This is a genomic window from Sporichthya brevicatena (assembly GCF_039525035.1).
Classification (GTDB): Bacteria; Actinomycetota; Actinomycetes; order Sporichthyales; family Sporichthyaceae; genus Sporichthya; species Sporichthya brevicatena.
In genome coordinates, this window is sequence record NZ_BAAAHE010000031.1 from 1 (window position 1) to 22,455 (window position 22,455).

The 22,455-nt window shown below is 70.1% G+C and carries 20 protein-coding genes and 1 pseudogene; 5 read left to right on the top strand and 16 right to left on the bottom strand.

All coding sequences use genetic code 11. The annotated features are described in order from the left end of the window. Positions 1-289: tyrosine-type recombinase/integrase (locus ABD401_RS17520; protein ID WP_344607073.1), on the top strand; the 289-nt coding region annotated here is incomplete at its 5' end. A gap of 240 nt (positions 290-529) precedes the next feature. Here ABD401_RS17520 and ABD401_RS17525 read toward each other — a convergent pair. From ABD401_RS17525 to ABD401_RS17555, 7 genes and pseudogenes are all read right to left on the bottom strand, one after another. Further along, a pseudogene (locus ABD401_RS17525) lies at positions 530-801 on the bottom strand (IS1380 family transposase); the annotation flags it as partial. A gap of 120 nt (positions 802-921) precedes the next feature. Beyond that, entirely contained in the window at positions 922-2,241 is a 1,320-nt protein-coding gene (locus ABD401_RS17530) for a type VI secretion protein (protein ID WP_344607075.1), read from the bottom strand. A 182-nt stretch (positions 2,242-2,423) separates the two neighbouring features. Next, positions 2,424-3,986 carry an SCO6880 family protein gene (locus ABD401_RS17535; RefSeq protein WP_344607077.1) on the bottom strand — a complete coding sequence of 521 codons (1,563 nt, stop codon included), beginning with the start codon at positions 3,984-3,986 and terminating at the stop codon, positions 2,424-2,426. Next, on the bottom strand, positions 3,983-5,266 hold the full coding sequence (locus ABD401_RS17540) for a hypothetical protein (RefSeq protein ID WP_344607079.1): 1,284 nt from the start codon (positions 5,264-5,266) through the stop codon (positions 3,983-3,985). The genes ABD401_RS17535 and ABD401_RS17540 overlap by 4 nt, the downstream gene beginning before the upstream one ends. Beyond that, positions 5,259-5,966 carry a hypothetical protein gene (locus ABD401_RS17545; RefSeq protein ID WP_344607081.1) on the bottom strand — a complete coding sequence of 236 codons (708 nt, stop codon included), beginning with the start codon at positions 5,964-5,966 and terminating at the stop codon, positions 5,259-5,261. The genes ABD401_RS17540 and ABD401_RS17545 overlap by 8 nt, the downstream gene beginning before the upstream one ends. A 68-nt stretch (positions 5,967-6,034) precedes the next feature. Further along, positions 6,035-6,340, bottom strand: a complete 306-nt coding sequence (locus ABD401_RS17550) for a hypothetical protein (protein WP_344607082.1) — start codon at positions 6,338-6,340, stop codon at positions 6,035-6,037. A gap of 43 nt (positions 6,341-6,383) precedes the next feature. Next, positions 6,384-7,871, bottom strand: a complete 1,488-nt coding sequence (locus tag ABD401_RS17555; RefSeq protein ID WP_344607084.1) for a C40 family peptidase — start codon at positions 7,869-7,871, stop codon at positions 6,384-6,386. A gap of 198 nt (positions 7,872-8,069) precedes the next feature. Between ABD401_RS17555 and ABD401_RS17560 the strand changes: the two genes are divergently transcribed. Continuing rightward, positions 8,070-8,510 carry a hypothetical protein gene (locus tag ABD401_RS17560; protein WP_344607090.1) on the top strand — a complete coding sequence of 147 codons (441 nt, stop codon included), beginning with the start codon at positions 8,070-8,072 and terminating at the stop codon, positions 8,508-8,510. Here ABD401_RS17560 and mobF read toward each other — a convergent pair. The 6 genes from mobF to ABD401_RS17590 all read right to left on the bottom strand — a co-directional run bounded on the left by mobF (position 8,491) and on the right by ABD401_RS17590 (position 17,102). Further along, positions 8,491-12,849, bottom strand: coding sequence for a MobF family relaxase (gene mobF / locus ABD401_RS17565; protein WP_344607092.1), 4,359 nt, complete (start codon positions 12,847-12,849; stop codon positions 8,491-8,493). The two genes, ABD401_RS17560 and mobF, sit on opposite strands and share 20 nt — an antisense overlap. Before the next feature lie 175 nt (positions 12,850-13,024). Continuing rightward, a complete protein-coding gene (locus ABD401_RS17570; protein ID WP_344607094.1) occupies positions 13,025-13,759 on the bottom strand; it encodes a GntR family transcriptional regulator in 735 nt (244 codons plus the stop codon). Beyond that, positions 13,756-14,373, bottom strand: coding sequence for a hypothetical protein (locus tag ABD401_RS17575; RefSeq protein WP_344607096.1), 618 nt, complete (start codon positions 14,371-14,373; stop codon positions 13,756-13,758). The genes ABD401_RS17570 and ABD401_RS17575 overlap by 4 nt, the downstream gene beginning before the upstream one ends. Next, complete coding sequence (locus ABD401_RS17580; protein WP_344607098.1) at positions 14,370-15,989, bottom strand: type IV secretory system conjugative DNA transfer family protein; 1,620 nt, start codon at positions 15,987-15,989, stop codon at positions 14,370-14,372. The genes ABD401_RS17575 and ABD401_RS17580 overlap by 4 nt, the downstream gene beginning before the upstream one ends. Before the next feature lie 280 nt (positions 15,990-16,269). Further along, positions 16,270-16,854 (bottom strand): hypothetical protein, encoded by a 585-nt coding sequence (locus tag ABD401_RS17585; protein WP_344607100.1) that lies wholly within the window; start codon positions 16,852-16,854, stop codon positions 16,270-16,272. After that, entirely contained in the window at positions 16,851-17,102 is a 252-nt protein-coding gene (locus tag ABD401_RS17590) for a helix-turn-helix domain-containing protein (protein ID WP_344607102.1), read from the bottom strand. The genes ABD401_RS17585 and ABD401_RS17590 overlap by 4 nt, the downstream gene beginning before the upstream one ends. Positions 17,103-17,257: 155 nt before the next feature. On the opposite strand from ABD401_RS17590, the gene ABD401_RS17595 reads away from it, so the two are divergent. Both ABD401_RS17595 and ABD401_RS17600 read left to right on the top strand, forming a co-directional pair. Continuing rightward, entirely contained in the window at positions 17,258-18,463 is a 1,206-nt protein-coding gene (locus ABD401_RS17595; RefSeq protein WP_425566194.1) for a helix-turn-helix domain-containing protein, read from the top strand. A gap of 17 nt (positions 18,464-18,480) precedes the next feature. Further along, positions 18,481-18,948: an NUDIX domain-containing protein gene (locus ABD401_RS17600; RefSeq protein WP_344607106.1), complete on the top strand. Its 468-nt coding sequence runs from the start codon at positions 18,481-18,483 to the stop codon at positions 18,946-18,948. 3 nt (positions 18,949-18,951) lie between these two features. On the opposite strand, the gene ABD401_RS17605 is transcribed toward ABD401_RS17600, so the two are convergent. The 3 genes from ABD401_RS17605 to ABD401_RS17615 form a co-directional block, all read right to left on the bottom strand. Further along, complete coding sequence (locus ABD401_RS17605; RefSeq protein ID WP_344607108.1) at positions 18,952-19,593, bottom strand: hypothetical protein; 642 nt, start codon at positions 19,591-19,593, stop codon at positions 18,952-18,954. Positions 19,594-19,722: 129 nt separating this feature from the next. Further along, positions 19,723-19,950 (bottom strand): hypothetical protein, encoded by a 228-nt coding sequence (locus tag ABD401_RS17610; protein WP_344607110.1) that lies wholly within the window; start codon positions 19,948-19,950, stop codon positions 19,723-19,725. Between the two features lie 94 nt (positions 19,951-20,044). Then, positions 20,045-20,587 (bottom strand): hypothetical protein, encoded by a 543-nt coding sequence (locus ABD401_RS17615; RefSeq protein WP_344607112.1) that lies wholly within the window; start codon positions 20,585-20,587, stop codon positions 20,045-20,047. A 314-nt stretch (positions 20,588-20,901) separates the two neighbouring features. Here ABD401_RS17615 and ABD401_RS17620 point away from each other — a divergent pair, with 314 nt between their 5' ends. Then, the gene (locus tag ABD401_RS17620; protein ID WP_344607114.1) at positions 20,902-22,413 is read left to right on the top strand and encodes a hypothetical protein; all 1,512 of its coding nucleotides are present in this window, start codon (positions 20,902-20,904) and stop codon (positions 22,411-22,413) included. The last annotated feature ends 42 nt before the right edge of the window (positions 22,414-22,455 follow it).

Consider the following 22,455-nt stretch of genomic DNA (forward strand, 5'->3'; position numbering starts at 1 on the left):
GTGCTGCCACGACTCTCATCCTTCCTGGAATGAGAGCCTCCACCAGACCCGGGGCGATTCAATCTCCGGGGTCATCGCCCGCCTGTCGGGGCTGGCGGGCATCGACCCCATCTATGCGCATCGGCTGCGGCACACCGCAGCGATGGACGTCCTGGCCGCTGGCGGCACGTTGACCGAGGCCAGGGAACTGCTGGGCCACGTCTACACCGTGACGACGATGACCTACACGAAAGTCGACCTCGCGTCGCTACGCGAGCTGGTCGTCCCCTTCGGGCAGGTGCCGCGATGACCACCCCGAAGACGCCGAACCCGGCGAAGACGGCGCGCCCAGCAGAGGCGGCGAACCCAGCGAAGACGGCGACGACGTTGCGTGAGCGCCTCGATGAGTACCTGATGATGCGGCGGGCGTTGGGGTTCGGGCTCAATGACCTCGAACGGCAGGTCGGGCTGTTCTGTTCTTGGCTCCAAGCCCGCGGTCAGACCACGACGTTCACCATCGATGAGGCCGTGACCTGGGCGCGGCTCAATCCACCGACCCGAACAGCTCCGGTTGTGCGCGCACCAGCGCCAGATCGGCCAGACAGTCCCCGCCCACAGCGATCGCGACCGCGAGATCGAGCACCGCCTTGCCCGGGTCATGCACCGCACGAGCCGCCGCCACGGCGCCAGCCCGCGTGAGAGCCCGCTCGCCAGACCGCTGCCTACCGCGGTCTGCAGCAACAACGCGGCACCGGCCGAGGAGATCAGAGACTCGCCGCCGGACTCGACACGGGGCACGGACCGAACCCGGATACGCTTCACCTACGGAGTGCCTTTCGGCTCGGAGTTCTTGGACCTTCAGCAAGCCCAGAATCCCGTGCAGGACAGGCACTTCCGTGTTTAACGCGCCGAGCTCAACCGCTCACACGCGAAATCTCGAGGTTAAAGCGCCATTCGCTCGTTGGTGTGGAACAGACCTGCCTCCGCCGGCGTAAGCCCAACCCGAACGATGTGGCTGGCCGCGCGTCCGATCTTCCACAGCGCGTAGCCCTTGTGCTCGGCGGACCAGCTGGCGATGTGCTCGCACTCGGAGTCGGTGAGCCCGATCGCCTCGCGGGTCATCGCGAGCGGGCCAGTGTCCTGCGCCAGCAAGACGCGGGTGTCACACGAGGCGATGAGGTTGCGGGCGATCACAACCTCTTCACTGCCTGCAGCGCCGACCTGTTCGAAGTCCGAGAGCCGGTGGGTGGAGAGCATCTGGATGGTTCCTTGGCTGCGGGAGAGTCGGAGATCGGAGTCGATCTTGCGGATCATTGCGGGGATGCGCATGGAGCGCCAGACTTCATCGCGGACAATGGCGCGAACTCCCCCAGGCTGGTCAATCGCCGCTTGCGCCCACGAGGAGACGCACGCCATCACCATGGCGACGGTCTCATCGCCTCGTCCGTCGATGCGGGAGAGGTCGACGGACTGGATCGGCGCATCGAAATTCAGAGACACCGTTGACGGACCATCGAACAGGCCACCGAGAGCACCCTCGACCATGTTGCCCAGCCCGTGCCGAACGTGTTCCAGCTTCTCGCGGGCGAGCTCGACATCGCCGCGGGCGAGGCCGAGCTCGCGCGCCAGCTCATCGTCGGGCTCAGCCAGGACGCGCCACACCTCTGGAACGGTCGGGTCCGCCAGCACAGTTGCCGCGCCAGCCTGCCCAGTGACGCGCCGGATCGCGTAGGACAACGCCGCCCGCTCCAGCGGGAGCAGTCGGCGTCCGAGCTGCATGGTCAACAGCGCGTCGAGCAGCGTCACCCGGCGGCGGTGGATCTCATCGAGTCGCTCCCGAGCCAGCGCCGCATCGGCAGGCAGGTTTATCCCCAGCGGGCCGGCGTCGAGTGGGTTGAGCCGGGCTGGCAGCCCGACGCCGAGCTCGACCGGTTGCACACCGAGGGCGCGGGCAAGCGGCGCGTACTCGTTCTTGATGTCGCCGGCCACCAGGACCTTCACGCCGAAGGCCATCAGGCGCAACGCCAGCGCCTTCATCGTCGCCGACTTCCCGGACCCCGGGATTCCGGTGAAGATCATGTTCGGATTCGTGACCAGGTCGCGCAGCAGCCATTCGACTGGGTGGCAGGTAAAGGTGGCGCGGGTCAGGACGTCCCAGCCCATGACCGCGCCGACCGGCGGAACTCCCGCGCCGGTGAGGAACGGAAAGATCCCTTGCGCCTGAGCCGTCGTCGCGCGATGTGGATCCGGACGCAGCAGCACGGCCGCGCGTCCAGCACCTGGGTGAGCCCAGCCCTTTCGCGGCGCCGTGCGAATCCGCCGCTCCCGGGCCGCAGCCGCCGGTGCGGGCAGGACTACCGGCGCCGGCAGAGACATCAGCCCGACGAGATCTACCTCAAGTTCCCGGCCTCGATCATCCGCGCGGCGCCGCAACTCGATCCCCCTCATACCGGGACCCGCATCTTCGGCAGTCCCGTGCCCAGCGGCATGGCGGCGGCGAAAAAGCCGACGTCCTGCGCGCCCCACAGCCGACGTATGTCCAGACCGCATTGCCCGGCATCGGTCTCGAGCTCCGAACAGGCCAGGTCGAGCAGCGAAGGATCGGTCACGGTCACAGTGAGGTAGCCGACGAACCTCACCAGCCCATGACCTTCGGCCCGTTGCCGGTCCTGAGCGTCGGCCTCTGCGAGTGCTTGAACCTCATGCTCGGGCACGAGCTGTCCGGTCTTGTGCCGCAGCCGCACGGCCACATCCCGCTTGGTGCGGGCCCGCATCACGACCTTCTCGGCTTCCCGCGGTGGGATCGGCTCGACGACCAGGGCGAAACTTCGCCGCGCCAGGTGTTGCGCGGTGAGGGCGGGCCTGAGGAACCAGGCGGGCACACCGATCCGGGGCCAGTCATGGACTTCGTAGGTCACGGAGAACCCGCCGTCGTGGCGGTAGCAGTTCCACCGTGCTTCGGCGGCCGCCGGTCCGGCCAGGCGCGGGTCCACTCCTGGGGCGACCGCCCCCGGTACGCGGCTCGAGGCGCGGCGCGTTGCCAACGGACCGACCGCAGAAGGGTCGAAGGCCGTACGCACAACCTCGGCCAGCTCCCGGACACCGAGCCAGCGAAGGACCTCCAAGTGCGCCGCACCGACGGACGAGGAAAACGCCGCGAGCTGCCGGACCAAGTAGGCGAGAGCCCCGGCGTCACCCCCGCCCCCGCTGCGGATCTGGGTCCGCGCCCGCGCGGCGTCGAGTGTCAGCACGAGCCACGCCTCATGCGCCGCGCTGCTGATCACCGACTGCGCCATCAAGCCCTCGACTGCGTCCACGGCGAGGGCGGGCGCGTCGGGCCGGATCGCTTCCTCGTGCCAGCGCCGCAGAGCAGTGCCGTCATCCGGGACCGTCCGCTGGACGACGCTCACTCTGGTGAACGGCGAGGACTCCGCGCACAGTTGGGCGAGGAAGCTCCCCCACCCGGCCACGCGCGCGTCCCGCCGGGTGCCGTCCGCGAGGGCGATCCCCGGGTACCGGATGGCCGCGACCGCGGTGTAGGTCTGGTCGAGCGGGTGATGGACCACGGCGATCCGGTCGCCGCTGGCGGTGAGCATCGCCGCGGTGTCCGCTTCGAGGAAGCGAAGAACCGCCAGCGGGCCGGGCAGGTCCATCGGAGCTGGCCCGGCGGGATCGGTCGGGCTGCGGGGCGCGAATGCCCCGGAGAAGAAGAGGTGACGGCGCCGGGCCCGGTTCAGCCGGAAGCTGACCGCGAGAGCAACCCACTCGGTCGAGGTCTTGCCGAGGACGCGGATCCAGCACATCCCGGCCAGCAGCGCGGCTGCCGGCCAGGCGATGAGCAGGGCGGGCAGCGAGTGCATCGCGATCGGCAACGCCGCGCAGATAAGGGCGGCGACGGCCAGGCCGAACCGGGCGCCAGACAGGCCGAACAGGAAGCCGAGGCGCTCGCGCTGCCAGCCCCCGTATCGGGCGGTGCTCGCGGTCGAAGTGGCAGTCGGGGATGTCATGGACGCTCTCCTAGGTCGGGCTGATTCGGTCCGGCTGACCGTGCCGGGGGGTGGGGACCGGGGTCGTAGCGCTCGGTTGGGTTGGTCGCATTTGCCGACGGGGTTGGCGACGGAGGTGCCCCGAAGCCTGGCCCGCTGGCCGTGTCGATCCCGCCCGCACGCGGGATGCGCGAACCTGCGTAGGAGCCCATCGCAGCCGCTCCGGCAGCGACGGCCCCGGCGGCGCCCATCGGGGCGAGTGACGGACCACCTCCCTGGCGTGGGACAGCAGCGAGACGGGCGTCGATCCCCGCGTGGTTGCGGGCGATCGTCGCCCGGTCGGAGTCGAAGGCGGAGCCGCGTGACTGGACGGACATCACGCGCCCGGGCATCTGCGCGGCGCGGGCGCCGAGCATCCCGCCGGCGAAGGAGGTGAGGCCGCCGGCTTCTCCGATGTGACTGGACGTCCACGTGCACATCCGCGCCAGCGCAGGCCAGGCGAACGCGGCCATCAACAACGTGGCGAGCCCGGCGAGGACACCCAGCACGTCGTCGCTCTCCCCCGCGACGCCGAAGCCGACCGCGAACACCAGCACAATCAACGGCTTGAGGAAGATCAACTGCACGCCTGCGGTCACGAGCTTGCGCCACCAGGCCGCCGTGGAGCCAGCCACCATACCGGCCGCCGCGATCGGTGAAACCGCGACGATGACCACGATCGCGGCGTGCCGGAACAGCATCTCGCCGAAGAGGATCGCGCCGACGATGACGGCGATCAGCCCGAAGATCAGCAGGAGCGCGGCAGGCAGGGCGGGCCCACCGTTGCTGAACGAGGTGAGCGTGACGGCGTTCGCGAAGCGCTCGGAGAACGCTTCGGTCGATCCGAAGGTCTCCTCCATGATCATGACGGAGATCTCGTCGGCGACGACCAGCAGGAGCGCCGCGACGGAGGCAACGCAGGCCGTGGCGAGGCCGGCCTTGAGGACGCCGATCAGGCCTTGCGCGAGATACTCGCCCCGCATCGTGAAGCCGGTGCGGATGACCTGAGCGAGCAGCAGAAGGACGGCGACGCTGGTCCCAATCGCGGTCGTCACGAGGAGCACGCGGTCGATCCCTGACTTCGCGAGATCGATCGTGGACGCGGTGAGGAAGGCGTCGGCGACCGCTTTGAGGACTGCCGCTCCCGCCTCGGCGAACTGGCGGCACATGGCTTCGAAGGCGGACTCCACGACACCGCTGACCGCGCTGCCCAGCGCGCTGCGCGCTTGGCAGAAAACGTCCAAGGGCGCGCAGTCAGCCACCGGAGGCCGCCTTCCATCCTGCCGCTTCTGCCTGAGTCGTCAGGGGAATGCGAGCCAGATGTTCGTGCGTCCCGCGGTCGTACCGCGAGGTGACCAGCCACCGGGTGCCGTCCCAACGCAGGTTCCACTCCAGGACGACAGGCCCCGTAGTGCGGGTGCCGTCGGTCGCGCGGGCGGAGACGAGGTTCAGCGTGAGCACCGTCGCTGTCCCTGCGCCCGCCTCGCGGTCCAGAACCTGATAGCCGGCCGGCGTCAGAGTGAGCGACACCGTCCCGGCCGGTCCGACGGGCGGGAGGCCCAGGCCGGCACGCTGCGCGACCAGTCCGTCGGCCATGGCCGACCGCTCAGTGGCGAACCATCCCGCCTCAGGGTCAGCCATCGCCTCAATGGCCGTGAGCGTGGCGTCGAGATCGAGACCCGACGCCAGACGGGAGTACCCGTACGCAGCCGCGATCGCGCCGACGACGGTGTTCGGGTAACCACGGGGGACACCTCCCTCGTAGTGCGTGGGTTGCGGAAGTGCCAGCGTCCGCGCGCTCACGCCCGCCTCGGCCGCCGGAGGCGTCGGCTCCACTACGGGTGTGGACGTTGCCGCGGCGGACGGCGGATCCAGTTCGCGGTCCACACCGTCGTTGGTAGAGGCGAGCACGATGACGGCGACGACGGCCGTACTGAGCACCAAAGCGCCGGCGGTGACCACGCCACGGCGTCGCGGTGGGCCGCCCAAGAGGTGGTCCAGGGAGGGGTCACGGAGCAGAGCCATGAGGGCTACGCCATCCCGAAGCCGGTGTTGACGATGCTGACCGCGGATCCGACCACGATCGCGCCGATGACCGAGAAGACCAGCGCGACCTTGCCCCGCTCGGCCCAGTGGGGTCGGCTGGACAGACTCCCGACGCCGATGGCCGCACCGGCGCCGATGGCGCCGAGCACGCAAGCCGTGAGGCCGAGGTACATGGCCCAGGACAGCAGAGTGTCCAGGGCCTGCCCACCCGGCATCCCCTCGTCGCTCGGTGTCACGGGCGGGAGATCTGCAGCAACGACGGCGCTTGACCAGGAAGTGGTGGTAGCCATCTCTTGTTCCCTTCTCGGGGTGCGACGGAAGTCTGACGCTCTGTCAGACTCCTCGGGGGAAGAACGGTGGTGCCCACCCGAGGTAGCGGGCGGACCATTGCTCGGTGATGTAGGTCAGCGGAACCGCGGCGATCGTTCCCTTGCCGGCGATGTCGTTGGAAACGACCATCCCGCCGCCCAGGGACAGCGCAGCGTGTCCAGCGGGCTCGCCGGTGGCCCAGAAGACGAGGGAGCCGGCCGGTGGATGCGGATCGTGCGGGTGGCGGTCGTAGGCGTCCGCCCAGTACTCGGCGGCGCTCGGGACGCCGGAGGCGGTGTAGCCGTAGGCCCGAGCCGTGAAGTTCAGGCAGCGTCGGTGCCACACGGGCGCACCATCGGCTTGGGCGAGGGCCCAACGCATCGCATCCTGACATGAGCGCGGGTTGCCCTTGGGCAGATGGAAAGCGCAATCGGCAACGGGGACGCGGCTGTAGCCACCGAGACCGTCGTCGCATCCGGGGACCTGACTCGCGGTCGGGTCGGCCCAGGGAGAGAGGCCCAGCAACTCGAGGATCTTCTGAACCGCGGCCACCCGGTTTACCTCGTCGGCTCGCGACCCACTCGGGGCCACCTCGACCACCTGCAGTCCGGGATGGCGATCCGCGAGCGCGCGCAAGGCAGCGTTGGCCAGCGAGGCCGTCGGCACCGGTTGCGTGAGCCAGTAGACCGTGCGTGTCGGCCCGGTGTGCCGGAGTACGGCGGACACGTCGCGCATCAGGTGCTCGACCGCAGCCGGGCTGTCGAACGAGTCGCTGACGCTGACCACCAGGGTCCCCGGCAGGCCCGGGTTGTGGCGGACGGCGGACCGCGTCTCCCGCACCGTGCGGGTCGGCCTGACGTCGACGACGATCGGGCCACCGAGGTAGGTCGCAGGCAGGTGCCGGCCCAGCGTCCGCAGCAGGTCGTCACCGTAGACCGCGAGCCCCGGCAGATCGGTGGCATCGGTGGGGTCGGCGTCGGCACCAGGCGGTCGACCCAGGAGGCCGGCGACGATCGCGGTGGCCGTCGGCTCCCAGCGGGAGTAGGCCTGCGGGTGGGCGCTGCGCTGCACGGTCTGCGCGGCCTCCGCGAGCGGCAGCGCCTGCCACCCGGCCACCTTCTCCAGGCGGCTCAGGAACAGGTCCGTGGATAGCGCCGGATCCATCAACTGGGCCGGACGGCCCCACCCTGCCGACGGACGTTGCTGGAACAGCCCGACAGAGTCAGCGTCGCCGTGCGGGAGGTTGCGCAGGGACGATTCCTGCAGGGCGGTAGCCACCGCAATGACCGCCGCGCGAGTCGGCAGACGACGCTCGATCGTGGCGGCGACGATCGTGCGCGCGTTGGCCGATTGTTCGGCGTCGAGGTTGAGATCGGCCGGGACCGTTCCGCGGACCGCCACGTCGTCAGGCAAACAGGCAGCGACCGCACTGGCAGAGGTGGAAACCACCGCCAAGGCGAGCACCAGCACGAGCGCGACCCCCGCCGCGACGGCTGTGACCACGTGTTTCACGCCCCAGGCCCCCCGTCCTGGCCATCCAGCGACGCTGCTGAGCGTGAACGTCTCAGCACCGTGCGCTGCCCCCACCCGGTTCCTAACAGGACAAAGCACCCCGCCGCAGGCGAATCGGGAAATACGTCGAGATTCACCGCTATCGGGCGGTCAGGTTGGGCGCGCCTGACTGTCGGTGCGGGGGACGACGATGTGTCGATGGACGTGACCGCGGCCGACGTCGACCGGATCCCCCTCAGCAACCTCCGCGTGGATCGCGGGGCGTTCGTCGCGGTCTGGGCTGCGGCCGAGCGGCGGCTCGATGACGAAGCCGAGCCGGACTGGCACACGGCAGGGGTGGCCGATGTCTGTCGATGGCTGGCGCAAGCGACCGTCCGGCCGGCGTCAGGTCCCTGGTTCGCGGCCCCGGCTCCGGCGACGAGCCGACCGGAACGGGCACTTCCGGAACGCATCGACGCCGAGTGGCGCACTGCGGAGGCTCTCGCGTGCCGAAGCGCGACGTGCGCCGAGCACGCGGAACGACCAGGTTGGTTGGACGGCGTCTGTGCGGCGTTCCGGTGGGCCTGGTGCGGGGAGGGCGGGCCGCCCCTGTCGGTGATGGCGGACAGCTGCACGGTGATCACTCCTGACCGCGGATGAGTTCGGATAGATGGGCCCGCTCTGCCGAGAGGTCGCTCGAGTCGGTGCGATCGAACAGCCGGATCGCGGCCTCCTCGGCCTCGCGCAGTCGATCGGCGGACTCCCGGTCGACGATCCGAACCAGCGCGCGGCGGGCTTGTGCAAGGACTTCGCTTGTCTGACGAGCGCTCGGGACGCGCGTCGCCGCCAGCGCCCGTTCGAGGTCAGCGTGGAGGGGCCCGACTTCGATCGCCGGATCGAGACGGGAAACAGCCGCCGTTTCGGGTGTTCCCCCCTTCTCGAACTGGGGCGATGACGGGGGTTCCGTCTCGCCGGAATCCACGTCGCGGTACACCTCGTCGGCAGCCTGCGCGGCCCGCTGGAGAGCGAGCCATTCCTCCGCGGTGACGGGCGGGTCCGCGGCTGCGTCGAGGCATCGACGGTCGAGTTCATCCGCGGCGCGCTCGGCGGCGGTGCGGGTCACCGAGGTGTGCGCGTACCACAGGGCGCGTGCCTGGTCGGCCTCCTCCAACGCGCGGGCACGAGCTTCGAGAGCGGCCGCGACGGCTTCCGCGTCTGCGGCTTGCCAGAGCAGCTGATCGCGCTCGTCGTCAGTCGGCACAGCGTTGGCCTCGGCGCGGCGCAGGATCGCGGTGGTGCGCTGCGCGGCCGCGCTCTCGGCGGTGGCGGCGAGCTCGTCCGCCACGTAGGCCGGGGCCCACGCTTGCTCGCGCTCCCAGGCGCGGACTCGAATCCGCAGCTGGCCATTGGTGAGTTCGGCCTCCTCGCGGGCCGCTTCGTCGCGACCCACGGCGCGGCAGGCCGCCCGCCATGAGGCAAAGTGCTCCAGCTTGCCCGGAGCGGGCGCGGTGCCCAACGGAACCTGGGGGTCATCGAATCCGGATATCTCACGCTGCGCCGCGACTACGCCGGCCCGCGCTGCCCAACGGGCACGCTCAGCAGGGTCAGCTGGGACGGCGCCCAGTGTTTCGATCGCCCATGCTGGTGGGGATTCCAGAAGGGCTCGTCCCAGGTCTTCGGTCTGGGCGTCGGCGAGGGACGCCAGCTCCTGCAGGTGCGGTTGCCAACGGCGGTCGACGTCTCGGGGAAGCCAGGCAGAGAACGAGTCGCCGACGGGTTCCAGCGGCACGGCGGTCGTGATCCGGTGGTGCAGCACATTGGTGATCTGACGCGCATCGCGCAGGTGACGGGCCGTCACGGCTCCCCGAAGCACGTCGAGGGGATCGTGCCCGGCCAGCTCGACGCGACGGAGCAACCTCGTGAGCGAAGACGCACCGTCCTCCGCAGCGAGGGCGGAGCGCTGGACCGGGTGGAGGAGTCCCTCGACGACCAGCCGGTCGAGCCAATCGACGGCTCGCTCGGCAGTGGCGACCGCGGACGCGTCGGCGAGCAGCTCAACAACCGAGCGCAAACTACGGCTCAGGGTCGCCAGCTCGGCGGCTTCCTCCAACGCTGCGCGGTCGGGCCGGGCGCTTTCGAAGGCCACCGCGAGTACGGCGGCGGGCGAGCGGTGCAGTGTCGTGCGTGTCCCGGCCGGCGACGCTTCGTCGGCCACGGCCAGGGTGGCGACGTGGGCGGTGTTGGCGGCGCGGCCACGGGTGAGGCCGACGTAGAGGGCGGCTGCGTTGGGCGTGCTCGTGGCGACGACGTGAGCGGTGTCGACCGTGAGGCCTTGCGCGGCGTGCGCGGTGGTGGCGTAGCCAAGTGCCAGGTGCTGGCGGACGTAGTCGGCGGAGAGCGCGATCGGAGGCCCGTGGATCTCGGACTGGCCGTCATGTCCGAGCACCGGGGCGGTGAGCAGGCCACCGTCGTGGTGCACAGCGAGGACGCGCAGAAGCTCGCGGTTGATCGGGCCGCGACGGTTTCCCGCGTGGCCGACGAGGTGCCAGCCGTTGGCGCGGGCTTGGACGAGGTCACCGACTCCGGCGGTGGTCCCCTGCCGGTCGAGGGGGACGCCCCGGTCCTCGACGTGACCGAGGCGCACGAGTTCCGCTCGCAGCCGGGCCGAGAGCTGCGCTGCCTCCTCGTTGGTGGCGACGATGAGCAGGGAACGCTGCCCGGCCAGGGTGTCGGCGAGCCAGGCGGTAGCAGCCGACTCCCGCGCGGCGGTGTCGGTTCCGCAGTCCCGCAGTCGCCCGTGCTTGTAGTACTCCCCCAGTGCGCTCGAGTCGCCGCTACGGAGCTGGAGCGATGCTTCCGCTTCCCACCCCTGGACGAAGCGGCGGGCCTCGGAGAGTTCGTAGCTGCGTCCAGCCGATGCCATCAGGCTCATGCCGCCGCCGGCGCCGACAGCGGCGAGTTGACGGTGGTCGCCAGTGAGAAGCAGCTTCGCGCCCGCGCGGTGGGTCGCTGAATGGACAGCCGCGATGTCGCTGGTCGCGGTCATGGCGGACTCGTCGATGACGACCAGATCACCGGGGCGGAGCCGCCACGCTTCGTCCTGCGGGGAAGGCGAGCGGTTCGCGTGATCAGCCACCCCCAGGCGTCGCTGGGCGGCGAGCCAGCGGGTGATGTTCATGGCGGCGAGGCCTTCGGTGGCAAGTACCTCGGTGGCGATCTGGCTTGACGCCAGGCCGACGACGGCCGGCGTGGCGCCGTCCCAGTAGTTCGGGTCCGTCCAGGCCCGGGCGAGGACACCGAGGACGAACGACTTCCCAGTGCCGGCCGGCCCGACCAAGGTTTCGATGCCGGAGCCCGAGGTGAGGACCCCGCGGACGGCTGTGGCCTGGTCGACCGCCAGCTCGATTCCCAGCTCGGTGAGGGACTTGATGAAGCGCTCCGCTGTGGCCGCGCTGAGCTTGGGGCCGGCAGCGTTCGTGCTCGCGGCCACGAGTAGCCGCTCGGTGTGAACGTGGGCGGGCGTTGCGTACAGCGCTCCACCGGGCGAGTCGTACGCGGAGCGGCCGTTGGCGAGTCGAAGGTCGTCCGGAGCGGTCGCGTCCCCGGGACGTTGGGGATCCAACGCGACGGCGAGATCGACCGCATCCTGGCTGAGGCCGTCGAGCAGGGTCGCGATCTCATCGCCGGACAGCGACCCGAGGCTGTCCGGCAGCGCGTCGGAGACGGCACGCGTGAGGTCCGGTCTCGTCCACGCGGACTTGCGGGACTGCACGTCGGCCAGTGCGATCTCCAGGACAGCCGCGCGCTCCCATGCGCTCGCCGACGCGCTCTCGCTCGCGCACGCAAGGACATCGCGGGCGACTCCCGCCAGACCCGTGGCGACCTCCGCCCGCAGGGCGCGATCCCAACGGTCCAGTCGCTCCTCGAGCGTCTCCCCCGTGCTGGACTTCGCCCGGCGGGTCGCGAAGGTGGCCTGACGGCGGAGCCGGTCGAGTTCCAGAGCGTTGGGTTGACGCTCGAAGCGTGACTCGAAAGCCGTGACGAGCTCGGCGGTCGCGGCGGTGATGGCCCGGCGGCGAGAGCTGAACAGGGCAACGACCTCCGGGGGAACGCCGAGGATCTCGCGCGCCTTGCCGTCCGGGCGGGTCGCGAACGCTACGCCCAGGGAGGTTGTCAGGTGCGATTCCGTCGTGCGTTCGGCGATGGCGCCGGCAGCGCCGCGGTAGCGGTAGACCGACCGCCCGTCGATGGTGCGCCAGATGCCGTCGGCGCCTTGGACCCGATTGAGAATCGCGTTGTGGATGTGCAACTGCGGATCGTGGTCCCTGGAGTCGTGTTGGAAGAAGGAGGCGACTACGAGTTCGTGGGCGTCGATGTAGCGGCCGGCGGCTCCGCCGTGGTGGCCGATGCGTGAGTAGCCGGCCTGGCGGGCGAGGTAGTCGAGGGCGGCGTTGTTCCCGGCCCAAATCGCGTCCTCGACGGCGGTGCGGTGAGCGGCCCAGCCTTGTGCTGCTTCGACATCCCCGGCTCGTTGCGCGGCGACCTCTTGGGCTTCGAACGCGGTGTGCAGGACGGTGATGGACTTCTGGACGCTGAACGTCACGTCGATGAACGCCACGTTCCGCCGGGCCCGTTTGCCGGCGTCGAGCCGCAGTTCCGCTTGCCGCTCGGGCGTCGCGTTCGGCTCGGCGTCCAACGCCGCCTTGTACAGCTGGTCCTCGGTGATGTACCTGCACGCGGCTCGGCCCAAGGTGGCGGCCCGATCCCAACGACTGGGGTCGCGGAAGGCCGGATCGCGGGGGTCGATGAAGCGTTCATAGACCGCGGTCATGTCCTGCGGATCGACCAATCCCGTCAGTCCGAGCGCTGTGGCGCCCTCGCCGTACCAGCGCCCGGGCGGCTCACCGGCCGTGACGGCGCCGGAGTAGTAGTTCTCGCGCCCAGCGGCGACCGCGTCGGTGAGGTAGGACGCCGAATGGCCCGACGAGACCGTCAGCATCGGTCGCTCCGGCGCAGTTGGCGACCCCTCTCCGCGGCGACCGCCGCCCCCCATCGGATCGTGATGCATAGGTGTGTATCGCTCTTGAGGCGCGTCAGCGCCTCGTCCTGGGCTCCGGGGAAGAGCAGGTCGGTCGGCGTCCTCTGAGGGTTCGTGGGGCCGTCTGAAGTGACAGTCACTGGATGGCCCCCTCGGTGGATTCCCCGCCGCGCGCCGCGCCACCGGCGCGGCTGCGTAGTTCCCGCAAGGCTGTGGCCGCGGTGCCACGGGCGACGCCGGCGGCCGCGGCGAGCTCGCTGACGGTAGGCAGCGCATCGCGGTGACCGCAGAGTTCGCCGGCGACGGCAAGGGCGCGTTCCTTCGCCGGCGCCGGGGCGGAGCTGGGAAGGAGCGGTCCCACGGCGGCGGGGTGACCGCCCTGGGAAAGGTGCGCGTTCAACGCGTCATGGACGTGGTCGTTCACCCTGCTGGACGGGGCTTGAACGCGCTGTCCAACCCGGGTGCTCGATGACTGGACGGCGTCGTTCGGGTTGGACGTGGCCATCAGGAACAGCAGGTGTGCGGTCAACGCGGCGGCGATCGCGGGCCAGGCGCCGACCCCGAACCGCAGCCAGGCCGGCGGCTGCTCCAGGCCGCCTCCGAGGAACGCCGCTTGGGCGATCCCCGACAGACCGGCAGCGACGATCACGACGGTCCAGGCCCAGCGGCGATGGCCGGTGGAGATTCGGACCGCGCAGGCGTAGCCGACGAGGGCGAGCCCGTCGGTGATGACGGGATAGAGCGCGGCCATGCCGGCAGGGACACCGCAGGCTCGGACGACCTCGAAGACTCCGTGGGACGTCGCGATCGCGGCGCTGAACCCGACGACGATGGCGGCCGGCGGCGCGACGCGACGCAGGAGGCGGATCATTCGTCGGCCTCCAAGCCGGGTGGGCAGGGAGCCGGCCCCTCGGCGACAGTCGCCCACCAGGTGGCGATCAGCGAGATGTGATCGGTTGCGGCGACGGCCTGCCTCCGCCGTTGGCCCGGGACGGCCGCGTGGGTATCCAGCGAACACGTCGCCGCACCGACGCGGAGCCGGCGGACGACACCAGGCCGGAGCCGCTCGTGCCAGTCCGCGGCCGCGGTTACTGCAGCGGACGGCGCGTAGGCCGCTGTCCAGGACTGCCGCAGCCACAGCAACTCTTCGATGATGTCCGGGTGCCATAGCCAGCAGTCCGGCAGCGAGTCCGCCGCATCCGCGTACTGCAAGAAGACGGTGGTGATCCAGGCCGCCAGGTCTCGGAGAACGGCAGCAACGGCATCCGGGTCGATCGCTCCTCGGCGCTGCCACCCCAGCCAGCTACGCGTGGCGGGCGGGCGGGAGGCCGCGGACGCAGCGTTTTCACTGACGCTGCGGACGAGAATGGCGAGGTCGTGCACTTGGGCGCGGACGTCGGCGAGCGCGTCCAGGCGGCGCCGATGCGCTTCGAGGTCCCGGCCGATCGCGGTCAGGGCAGCGTCGATCTCCTCCGGCGAGCTCACTCGTTCCGCCCCTGCGAGAGGTCACACGTGATCGGCTGCACGGCTGGGGACGCGGGCCGGACGTCCCGTCGCTCCCAGACCATGGGCGTCGTGCCGATGACCGGTCGGAGGCCCCGCCGGATGGCGATGACCTGTCCTGCCGGGAGTTGCGCGATCTGACCTGGTGTCAGGACAGGGACGCGGCGATGGCTGACGGACACGACTCGGCCACTGCCGTCGAAGGTGCGGGCTTCCTCCACGCGATCGCCGATGATCGTCGAGTAGGCGGACAGGTCACCGGGGTCGCGCGTGCCGCCGTAGATGAGCACGGTTGCGGCGTTGTTCATGATGGCGGCCGCGCCGGTGTCGCCCCAGCGCTGGCGGAGTTGCGCCCGCGATTGGGCGGCGATGTGGATGGTGATGTTCCGGCCCCCCATATCCGCCGTCCACCGGTCCAGTGGGATCGGGCAGATCAGGGCAGCCTCGTCGAGCACGATGGTCAGCGGTGGGTCGAGTCGGCCGCCGGGTTGCATGGCAGCCAGGCGTCTGGCCTCCCGGGCGATGTGGCCGGTGAAGGCCGTGACCAGTGGAGTGAGGGTTGAGTCGTCCTCGCCGAGGAGGTAAACGGTGCCGGCCTCGCGGAGGAACCGCTCGACGTCGAAGGCGTCGCCGTGAGCGACCGCGGAGGCCGCGGGATCGGTGAGCCATTCCAGCGCAGGCATGATCGTCGAGCAGATCGAAGACCGGGTCCGGTCGTTGGTGCCCAGGAACTGCGCGGCGTCGTCCTCGATGGCCGGAACCGGCGACTTGCGGAGCAGCCGGCGCACATCACCGGCGCCGTCGGGGTTGGCGACCCAGGCCAGGACCTCGCGCATCGGACGGTCACCCAGCGCGGCGGCGTGCAGAAGACACCGCAGTACGCGTTTGGCCTGCGCCGACCAGTACTCGCGATCCCCTTCGCTGCCGTGCGAGGACGGCGCGAGCAGGTCGGCGGCTCGGTGCCCGGCGAGGGCGAGGTTCTCGCAGCCGGCGACAGGATTGAACTCCACGGTCGTCGGGATTCCGCGGACTCCGGCTGGGTTGAAGATTTGGACCCTGCCCCGCTTCGCCCGGAGCTTCGCGGTGAGGTCGATCAGGTCCGCGCGGGTCGAGGTGGCGACGACTGCCCCGCGGGCATCGAGCAGTCGGCACGCGATCTCGCCGGTCTTGCCGGTGCGGGGGCCACCAAGTCGCAGCGTGACGTCCTCCACCGGCGACCAGATCCACTGACGTCCGCAGCGGACGATGGGCGTGCCGAGTTCCTGGGGTGGAACTCTCGGCCGGCCAGAGCCCGCTAACGCGGGGCGAAGCACGGCGGCTTGCCGTTGCAGCGCGCGGGGGCCGGCGAGGCGCCGGATCTCGGCCGGGGTGGCCAGACCTGTGCCGGGACGCGAGCTCGCGCCCGCCTTCCCTCGATCGGGGCGGCGTCTCGTCCAGGCGGCGATCGCGGTCACGGTGGACGCGGTCCCCGCCGCCGCCTCGGCGGTCCAGTAGGGGTGCAGCGGGCGTGCTGAATCGACGGCGTCCAGTGTCGCGGCCCCGAGCAGGCCGGTCCCGACGAGGGCGAGCGTGGCGGGGCCGGTCAGTTGGATACCCATGCGAGCTCCAGTTGGCCCGTACTCTGCGGGATCGGATGGCAGTGCACATGGCGCGGAAGTCCGTCGACGTCATGGCAGTGGGTGATGCGTCCGCAACAGCGGCAGGGTGTTGGCGTTGCTGTCCAGCCGTGCGTGCTGCGCCATCGAGCGATGGTGGCGTCGGGCGGCGCGCAGCAGCGGGGGCAGGATGCTTCGGCCGTCGCGAGGCGGCCCTCAAGCGCGGCCGTCAGTTCCACCCACCCAGCACCGCGACAGCGCGGGCAGCGCGGGTCGGGGGCAATCATCGGCCCGCTCCGGCGGCGTCGAGTTCACGCAGCATGGCGACGACCGGTCCGGCGACACCGTTCACCTCGTCGGCGATGGCGGCGATGGCGCACTTGGCGACCAGGGTGTCGGCGGTGTTGAACCGGTCCGGGATCGGCAGGTAGTCCTCGGCGATCGGAACCCGGAGCCGAGCGACGAAGAGAGCTGCGCGGCGGTCGTCGCCGGGTTCGACCAGCTGATCGAGGGTGCGATCCCAGCAGCGGATCCGGCACCAGTCTGCCCAGCCGCGCAGCGTGTCGTCGTCGCGATGGTCGCGGGGCCAGGGGATGCGGACGTCCAGGGTGACGGCCAGAACGCCAGGCTCGTCAGCGTGGCGGCAGTCGATGCCCCACACGGCCGAGCTGACCCGCGCGTAGGGCGGGGTCATCACGGGCGCTGTGGCGATCCCCCAGACGGTGGCGGCGTAGAGGACCGGGCTGAGGGGCTCCCAATCGTCGGCGAACAGATGCACCCGCTGGCGGAGGTAGCCGCCCAGGCGTGATGCTCCGTCACTAGAGAAGGTGCGGTCGTACTCCTCATCGAGGATGATCAACGGCGTCACAGGTCACCGCCCGACGTCCACTCGGCGTCGCCCTCGCGGACGCTCGCGAATGCGGCTTCGGCGAGGGCTTCGATGGCCTTCGCCGGGACGATCAGGCGCCCGCGGATGCGGACTGCCGGGAAGTGGCCGTCCTGGATGGCGCGGTAGAGCGTCATCTCGGACGTGCCGAGCATCCGCGCGGTTTCGGGGACGCTGTAGAAGGCGGGCGGCTCAGAACTCGACCGCCGCTCGGGCATTCGCGAACTCATTTCGTTTCCCCCTCCAGTGCTCCGGCTCACGGGTGTCGCCCGCGAGGTGCAGGTCGTGCACAGAGGGAGCAGATCCCCAAGTCGGCCGAAGGACCCGTAATTTCGTTACGGGTACGAACCGACACTCTCCGTGCCAGGGTGTGGGCATGCGGGGGATGACGGATGCGATGACGGTGGGCGAGCGCGTCGGTTGGTACCGGCGCCGACGGGGCATGACGCAGGAGGTGTTGGCCGGGCTCGTGGGCCGCACCGTGGTCTGGCTCGGGAAGATCGAGAACGGGCGCACGCCGCTGGACCGGCTGTCGGTGATCCAGGAGCTGGCCGAGGCCCTCGACATCTCGATCGGCGACCTCATCGCTGAGCCCTCGCTGCTCGAGTGGAGCCCAGAGAGCGGTCAGTCGACGGTCCCCGCGTTGCGAGCGGCGCTCATGGATTACCGGCAGCTGATGGCCTTCGCGCCGGTCGGGCCGCCGCCGGCCCTGCCTGCTCTGCGCGACGATGTTGAAGCGGTGCTCGACGCCTATCAGGCGTCGCGCTACGGGTTCGTCGTCGCGCAGCTGCCGCGAATACTCGGGGGCGCGCGTCTGGCCGACGCGAACCCGGGCGCCGGCGAGGCCGACCAGGCGGCGGCGTTGCTCGCCCTCGTCTACCAGGCGACGGCGATGATACTCACCAAGCTCGGGGAAACGGACCTGGCGTGGATGGCGGCGGATCGCGGGCTCACTGCGGCCCGGCGGTCCGAGGACCCGGTCGTCGTCGGCTCGTTGTTCCGCTCGGTGTCCCACGCCCTGATGTCCCACGGACGGCACCGTGACGCCGTGAGCCTCGCGATGGACGCCGGCGTCTACCTAAGGAATGCCGACCAGTCCACTCCGGAGATGTTGTCCATCTACGGAACGCTGAACCTTGCCGGATCCATGGCAGCGGCCCGAGACGGTGACCGCTCCGCCGCGCAGGAGTTCTTACGCGAAGCGTCGATAGCGGCGTCTCGGTTGGGGGCGGACGCCAATCTGGTGTGGACCGCGTTCGGGCCGACCAACGTCTCGATCCACCGCGTCGCCACGGCGATGGAGCTCGGCGACGTTCAGGTGGCAGTGGACGTCGGCCCGCGGATCAACACCGCGGCGCTGCCCACCGAGCGGCAGGCACGTCACGCGATCGAGGTCGCGCGCGCGTACAGCGCGTGGAACCGTCGTGACGACGCGTTGGGTGTTTTGCTGAGCGCCGAGCGCCTCGCGCCGGAGCAGGTTCGGCACCACTATCTGAGTCGACAGCTGGTGCTCGGCTGGATCAAGCGGGAGCGCGGCCGGCCCTCGACGCAGCTCGTCGGCCTGGCGCAGCGACTCAAGGTCAGTGCCTGACCGTAGGCTGCAGAACCGTGATCGACGACCCTGACGACTGGAGCCGTCCGCGGGTGGCCGCCGGAGTCCTGTTCTTCGATCCCGACGGCCGGGTGCTCGTGGTCAAGCCGACGTACAAGGACGCTTGGGATGTGCCCGGCGGCTACGTCAACGTAGACGAGACCCCGCGTGAGGCGGCGGTTCGCGAAGTCAAGGAAGAGCTGGGCCTGGACGTCGCACTCGGCGCCGCGCTGGTGGTCGATTGGGCGCCGCATCCAGCCGAGGGCGACAAGGTCTTGTTCCTTTTCGATGGTGGCACACTGGACACGGCGGCGGCTGGGAACATCCGCTTGGCGCCCGACGAGCTGTCGGAGTTTCGCTTCACGGATCGGGCCGACGTCGCGGACCTGCTGATCGAGCGGCTGGCTCGACGCGTCACCGCGGCCGTGACAGCGCACGACCGCGGGACGACGGAGTATCTCGAGCGGGGCGTCGGGACCGAGTAGCGGTCACTTCCGCGGCGGGTCCTCCGACTGCGGTTGCTCGACTGGGATGGTCTGGGGCTCAGTCCCGGCCGTCCATTCTTCGTGCTCCTCCTCGTCGGAGCCGAACACAACGCCGCCGAGCTCTGAAAGGAGGTCGGCGAGCGGATCGTCGGCCCCCTGGACGGCTCCCATCGCGGGCAGCGCGGCAGTCGCTGACCGACCGAGCCTCGCCGGGGCGGATTGGTCGCCCCGCGCGCGCTCAGCGGACGGGCCGTCCGGGAGGCCGCCGACGACCGTCACGATTTCGGCGACGGGGCTGCTCTGGCCGCCGACCGGATGTGGGTTCCCGGGCAACGGCGGGCCGCCGATCACCGAGCCGACCATGCCGTAGTACCCGACCGCCTCCGGTCCGGGGCCCCAGTGACCGAGCGGGCCGCCGGGGAAGCTGTTGTAACCGAGCCAGCCATCGACGCGTTCTTCGGCGGTCCAGTCGTTCACGCCGCCCTCGGCATCGGGGTAGATGAGCTGGGCGACGACGTCCGCCGCCTGGTCGATCGGGCGGCGTTCGGCGGCGCCGGCGGACGGGACGAGCGCGACAACGGGCGCCGCGGCGAGCAGTGCGACAATTGTTGCACGGGCGGCAAGTGAACGGATCGGCAGCGTCATGGGATCCCCCGGATCAATGTCAGGAATGTCCGTGTTCGCGCGGTTAGACCCGTTCGTCCGATGGTCGGTTCCTCCATTCGGCTGATCTTTTCCTGAGGAAAGCTGGGCGCCGGCCCGGCTCTATGACGGTCAGGAGGACCGGGCTCGGCCGAGGGAGCAGAACATCGCGGCGACTTCGCCGGTCGCGGCCTCGCGGACGACGAGGTAGAGCGCGAACTCGGTCGCGCCCTCCCCGTTCGCCGCCAGTTGCCGCTCGGTGGCATCCGCGATCGAGTCCAGCGCGGCCAGGGCTTCGGCCGGCGTCTCGCCCGTGGTGATCATTTCCTCGCTGTCGCGTCCAAGCCAGATCTCATACATGCAGCCACCCTGACTCTCCGATCAGCACCGGCGCCGGGAAGCGGCCGGATCTGTGGATGGAGCCTGCGAGATCCACAGATCCGGCCGCGCGCGTTCAGCTCGGCATACGCCTCGCCGCCTCGCCGCTCCGAGCGACGGCCTTGCGCGCCTCGGCCTCCGCCTGGTCGAAGGCGTCGGTCTCCGGCCACATCCGAAGAGCCATGCGCTCGACGTCGGCCCAGGACGCGGCGGCGGTGCGAATAGAGGTGAGGTCCCGAGCGTGGATAGTGAGCAGCCCGACCTCGACCCGGACGAACGGCTTGCCGGTCGGGCTTGCTCCAGCTGCAACCCCGTTGATCCGGCGGCGGTTCGGCGTACCCGCCACGTGCAGCAGCAGACCCACGCTCGTCTCGGTGGACTCCAGCACCGGCCGCGCCCGCTCCGGCATGCCGACCGGAACGAACCGCTGCGCCATGTTCCACGCCGAGGCGAACGCGCGCACGGCGGCCAAGTCGTAGAGGTAGATCGCGAGCCCGGGAATTGAGGCGGTGATGACTTCGGACGGCTTGCCCGTCCGGGTCGTGATGTGCGCGTCGAGAACGAACTTCTGCGTCCCGGCAACGTCGACCTGAATCTGCGAAACGTCGAACCGACCCATCGGAAAGCCTCCCTGCCGGGGAGGTGGGTGGTGGTCCTTGCTTGACCAACCGTTCTTCGCCCCCTCCCGGCAAGCAAGGCGTCCGCGGGCGCAATAGGGGGGATCGGTCAAGGTGGAGCGCCCGCAGCGAAGCGAGGACGAACGACCTTGACCGATCCCCCCGCGCCCGCAGACTTGAATGCCGGGAGGGGACGAACTCAGATGTGGCTGCGCCGGCGGAGCCGGCACCGTCTGCGATCGCGCACTTCCGCCGGGTTGCGGACCCGATCTAGGGTCGAGAGCGCATTGGCGGTCCGGCGGCGAGGCGGGGATGCATGAGCGAGGAAGGTTGGCACGAAGCGCGGCTGATTCCAACGTCGGGCATCTCGGGAGCAGAGGAACAGGAACGACGCGCTACCTCCGCCTTATTAGCGGTGCTGGCGGCCGTCAAAGAGTTCGGACGCGCAATCACCGGCCCGCTCGGCGCGCCCGCCGGCACGGTCACGACCTACATCGAGGTGCCCTTCGTTTTGGGCGACCGCCGGTGCTACCCCGACGGACTGATTCGAGTCGCGCGCGGCAGCCGGTCTTGGACTTGCTTGGTCGAGGTCAAGACAGGCCAGAACGAACTGGAGCCGGAACAGCTCGAGACGTACTTGGACGTCGCCAAGGAGCAGGAGTTCGACGCCTTGCTCACCATCTCGAACCAGATCCCGCCGACGGCCGGGATGCACCCGACGAAGGTCGATAAGCGCAAACTTCGGAAGACGACCCTCCACCACCTGTCGTGGACACAGGTGCTTGCGGAAGCTGTCATGCAGAAGGAGCACCGCGGAGTCGCCGACCCTGATCAGGCCTGGATCCTCGGCGAGCTCATCCGGTACTTGGAACACCCCCGCTCCGGCGCGCTTGAGTTCGACGACATGGGGGCCAGCTGGGTGACTGTGCGCGACGCTGTCGCCGCCGGCACCCTGCGCACGACCGACAAGACCGCGCCAGAGGTGGCGGCGCGCTTCGATGCACTGATCCGGTTCCTTGCACTGCGAATGGGACGGCAACTCGGCACCGAAGTAACCCCCGTCGTCAGCCGGAAGGATGCCGCCGACCCGGCCCTTCGGACCCAAGCTTTGGTGCAGTCGCTCGCCAGTGCAGGGACGATGGCCGGCGCGATCCGGATCCCGAACACCGTTGGCGATCTCGTCGTGACGATAGATCTGCGGGCTGGACGCGTTACGTGTCATGTCGACGTCGACGCACCCAGGGAGGGCCGGCCGGCGACCCGGGTGAACTGGCTCGTCCGCCAGCTGAAGGACGCACCGGAGAATGTTCGCGTGGAGGCGTTCAGCGCCTACGCGCGAGGGGGCGGAACCGCGGAGTTGCTTCGCGACGTCCGCCCCAACCCTCTTGTGCTGGTCGCCGACGCGGCGAAGGAGATCCGCACATTCCGGCTCGCGCTGACCACCCCATTGGGGGCGAAGCGAGGGCGCGGCCGCGGCGGAGCAATCGACAGCGTTCTCGACGCCGCAGACGCGTTCTACGCCGACGTGTTGGGTCGCTTGAAGGCTTGGACCGCCGCGCCGCCCAAGCTTCGGGAGGAGCGGCATGAGCAGGCCAGCGTCGCAGACGAGCTCGTCAGCACCAGTCTTAGCTCGCAGGACGGCATCTTCTCTCAGCCTGGTACGGAGCCTGACGAAGATCGCTTCGACACTGCCACACCACCTGAGGTCGATGACAACGCGCAGGAGCGTAATCGAGTCGCAGACGAGTTCGACGAAGTTCCCCCAGCCTGGCTGGGACCGCAGGCGGATCAGCAGAGCGAGGAAGTGGGCCTAGGGCGTGTCTCCTAACCCGGTGGCCCAGATGACGATCGCCCGCAGGACCGCGCCGCC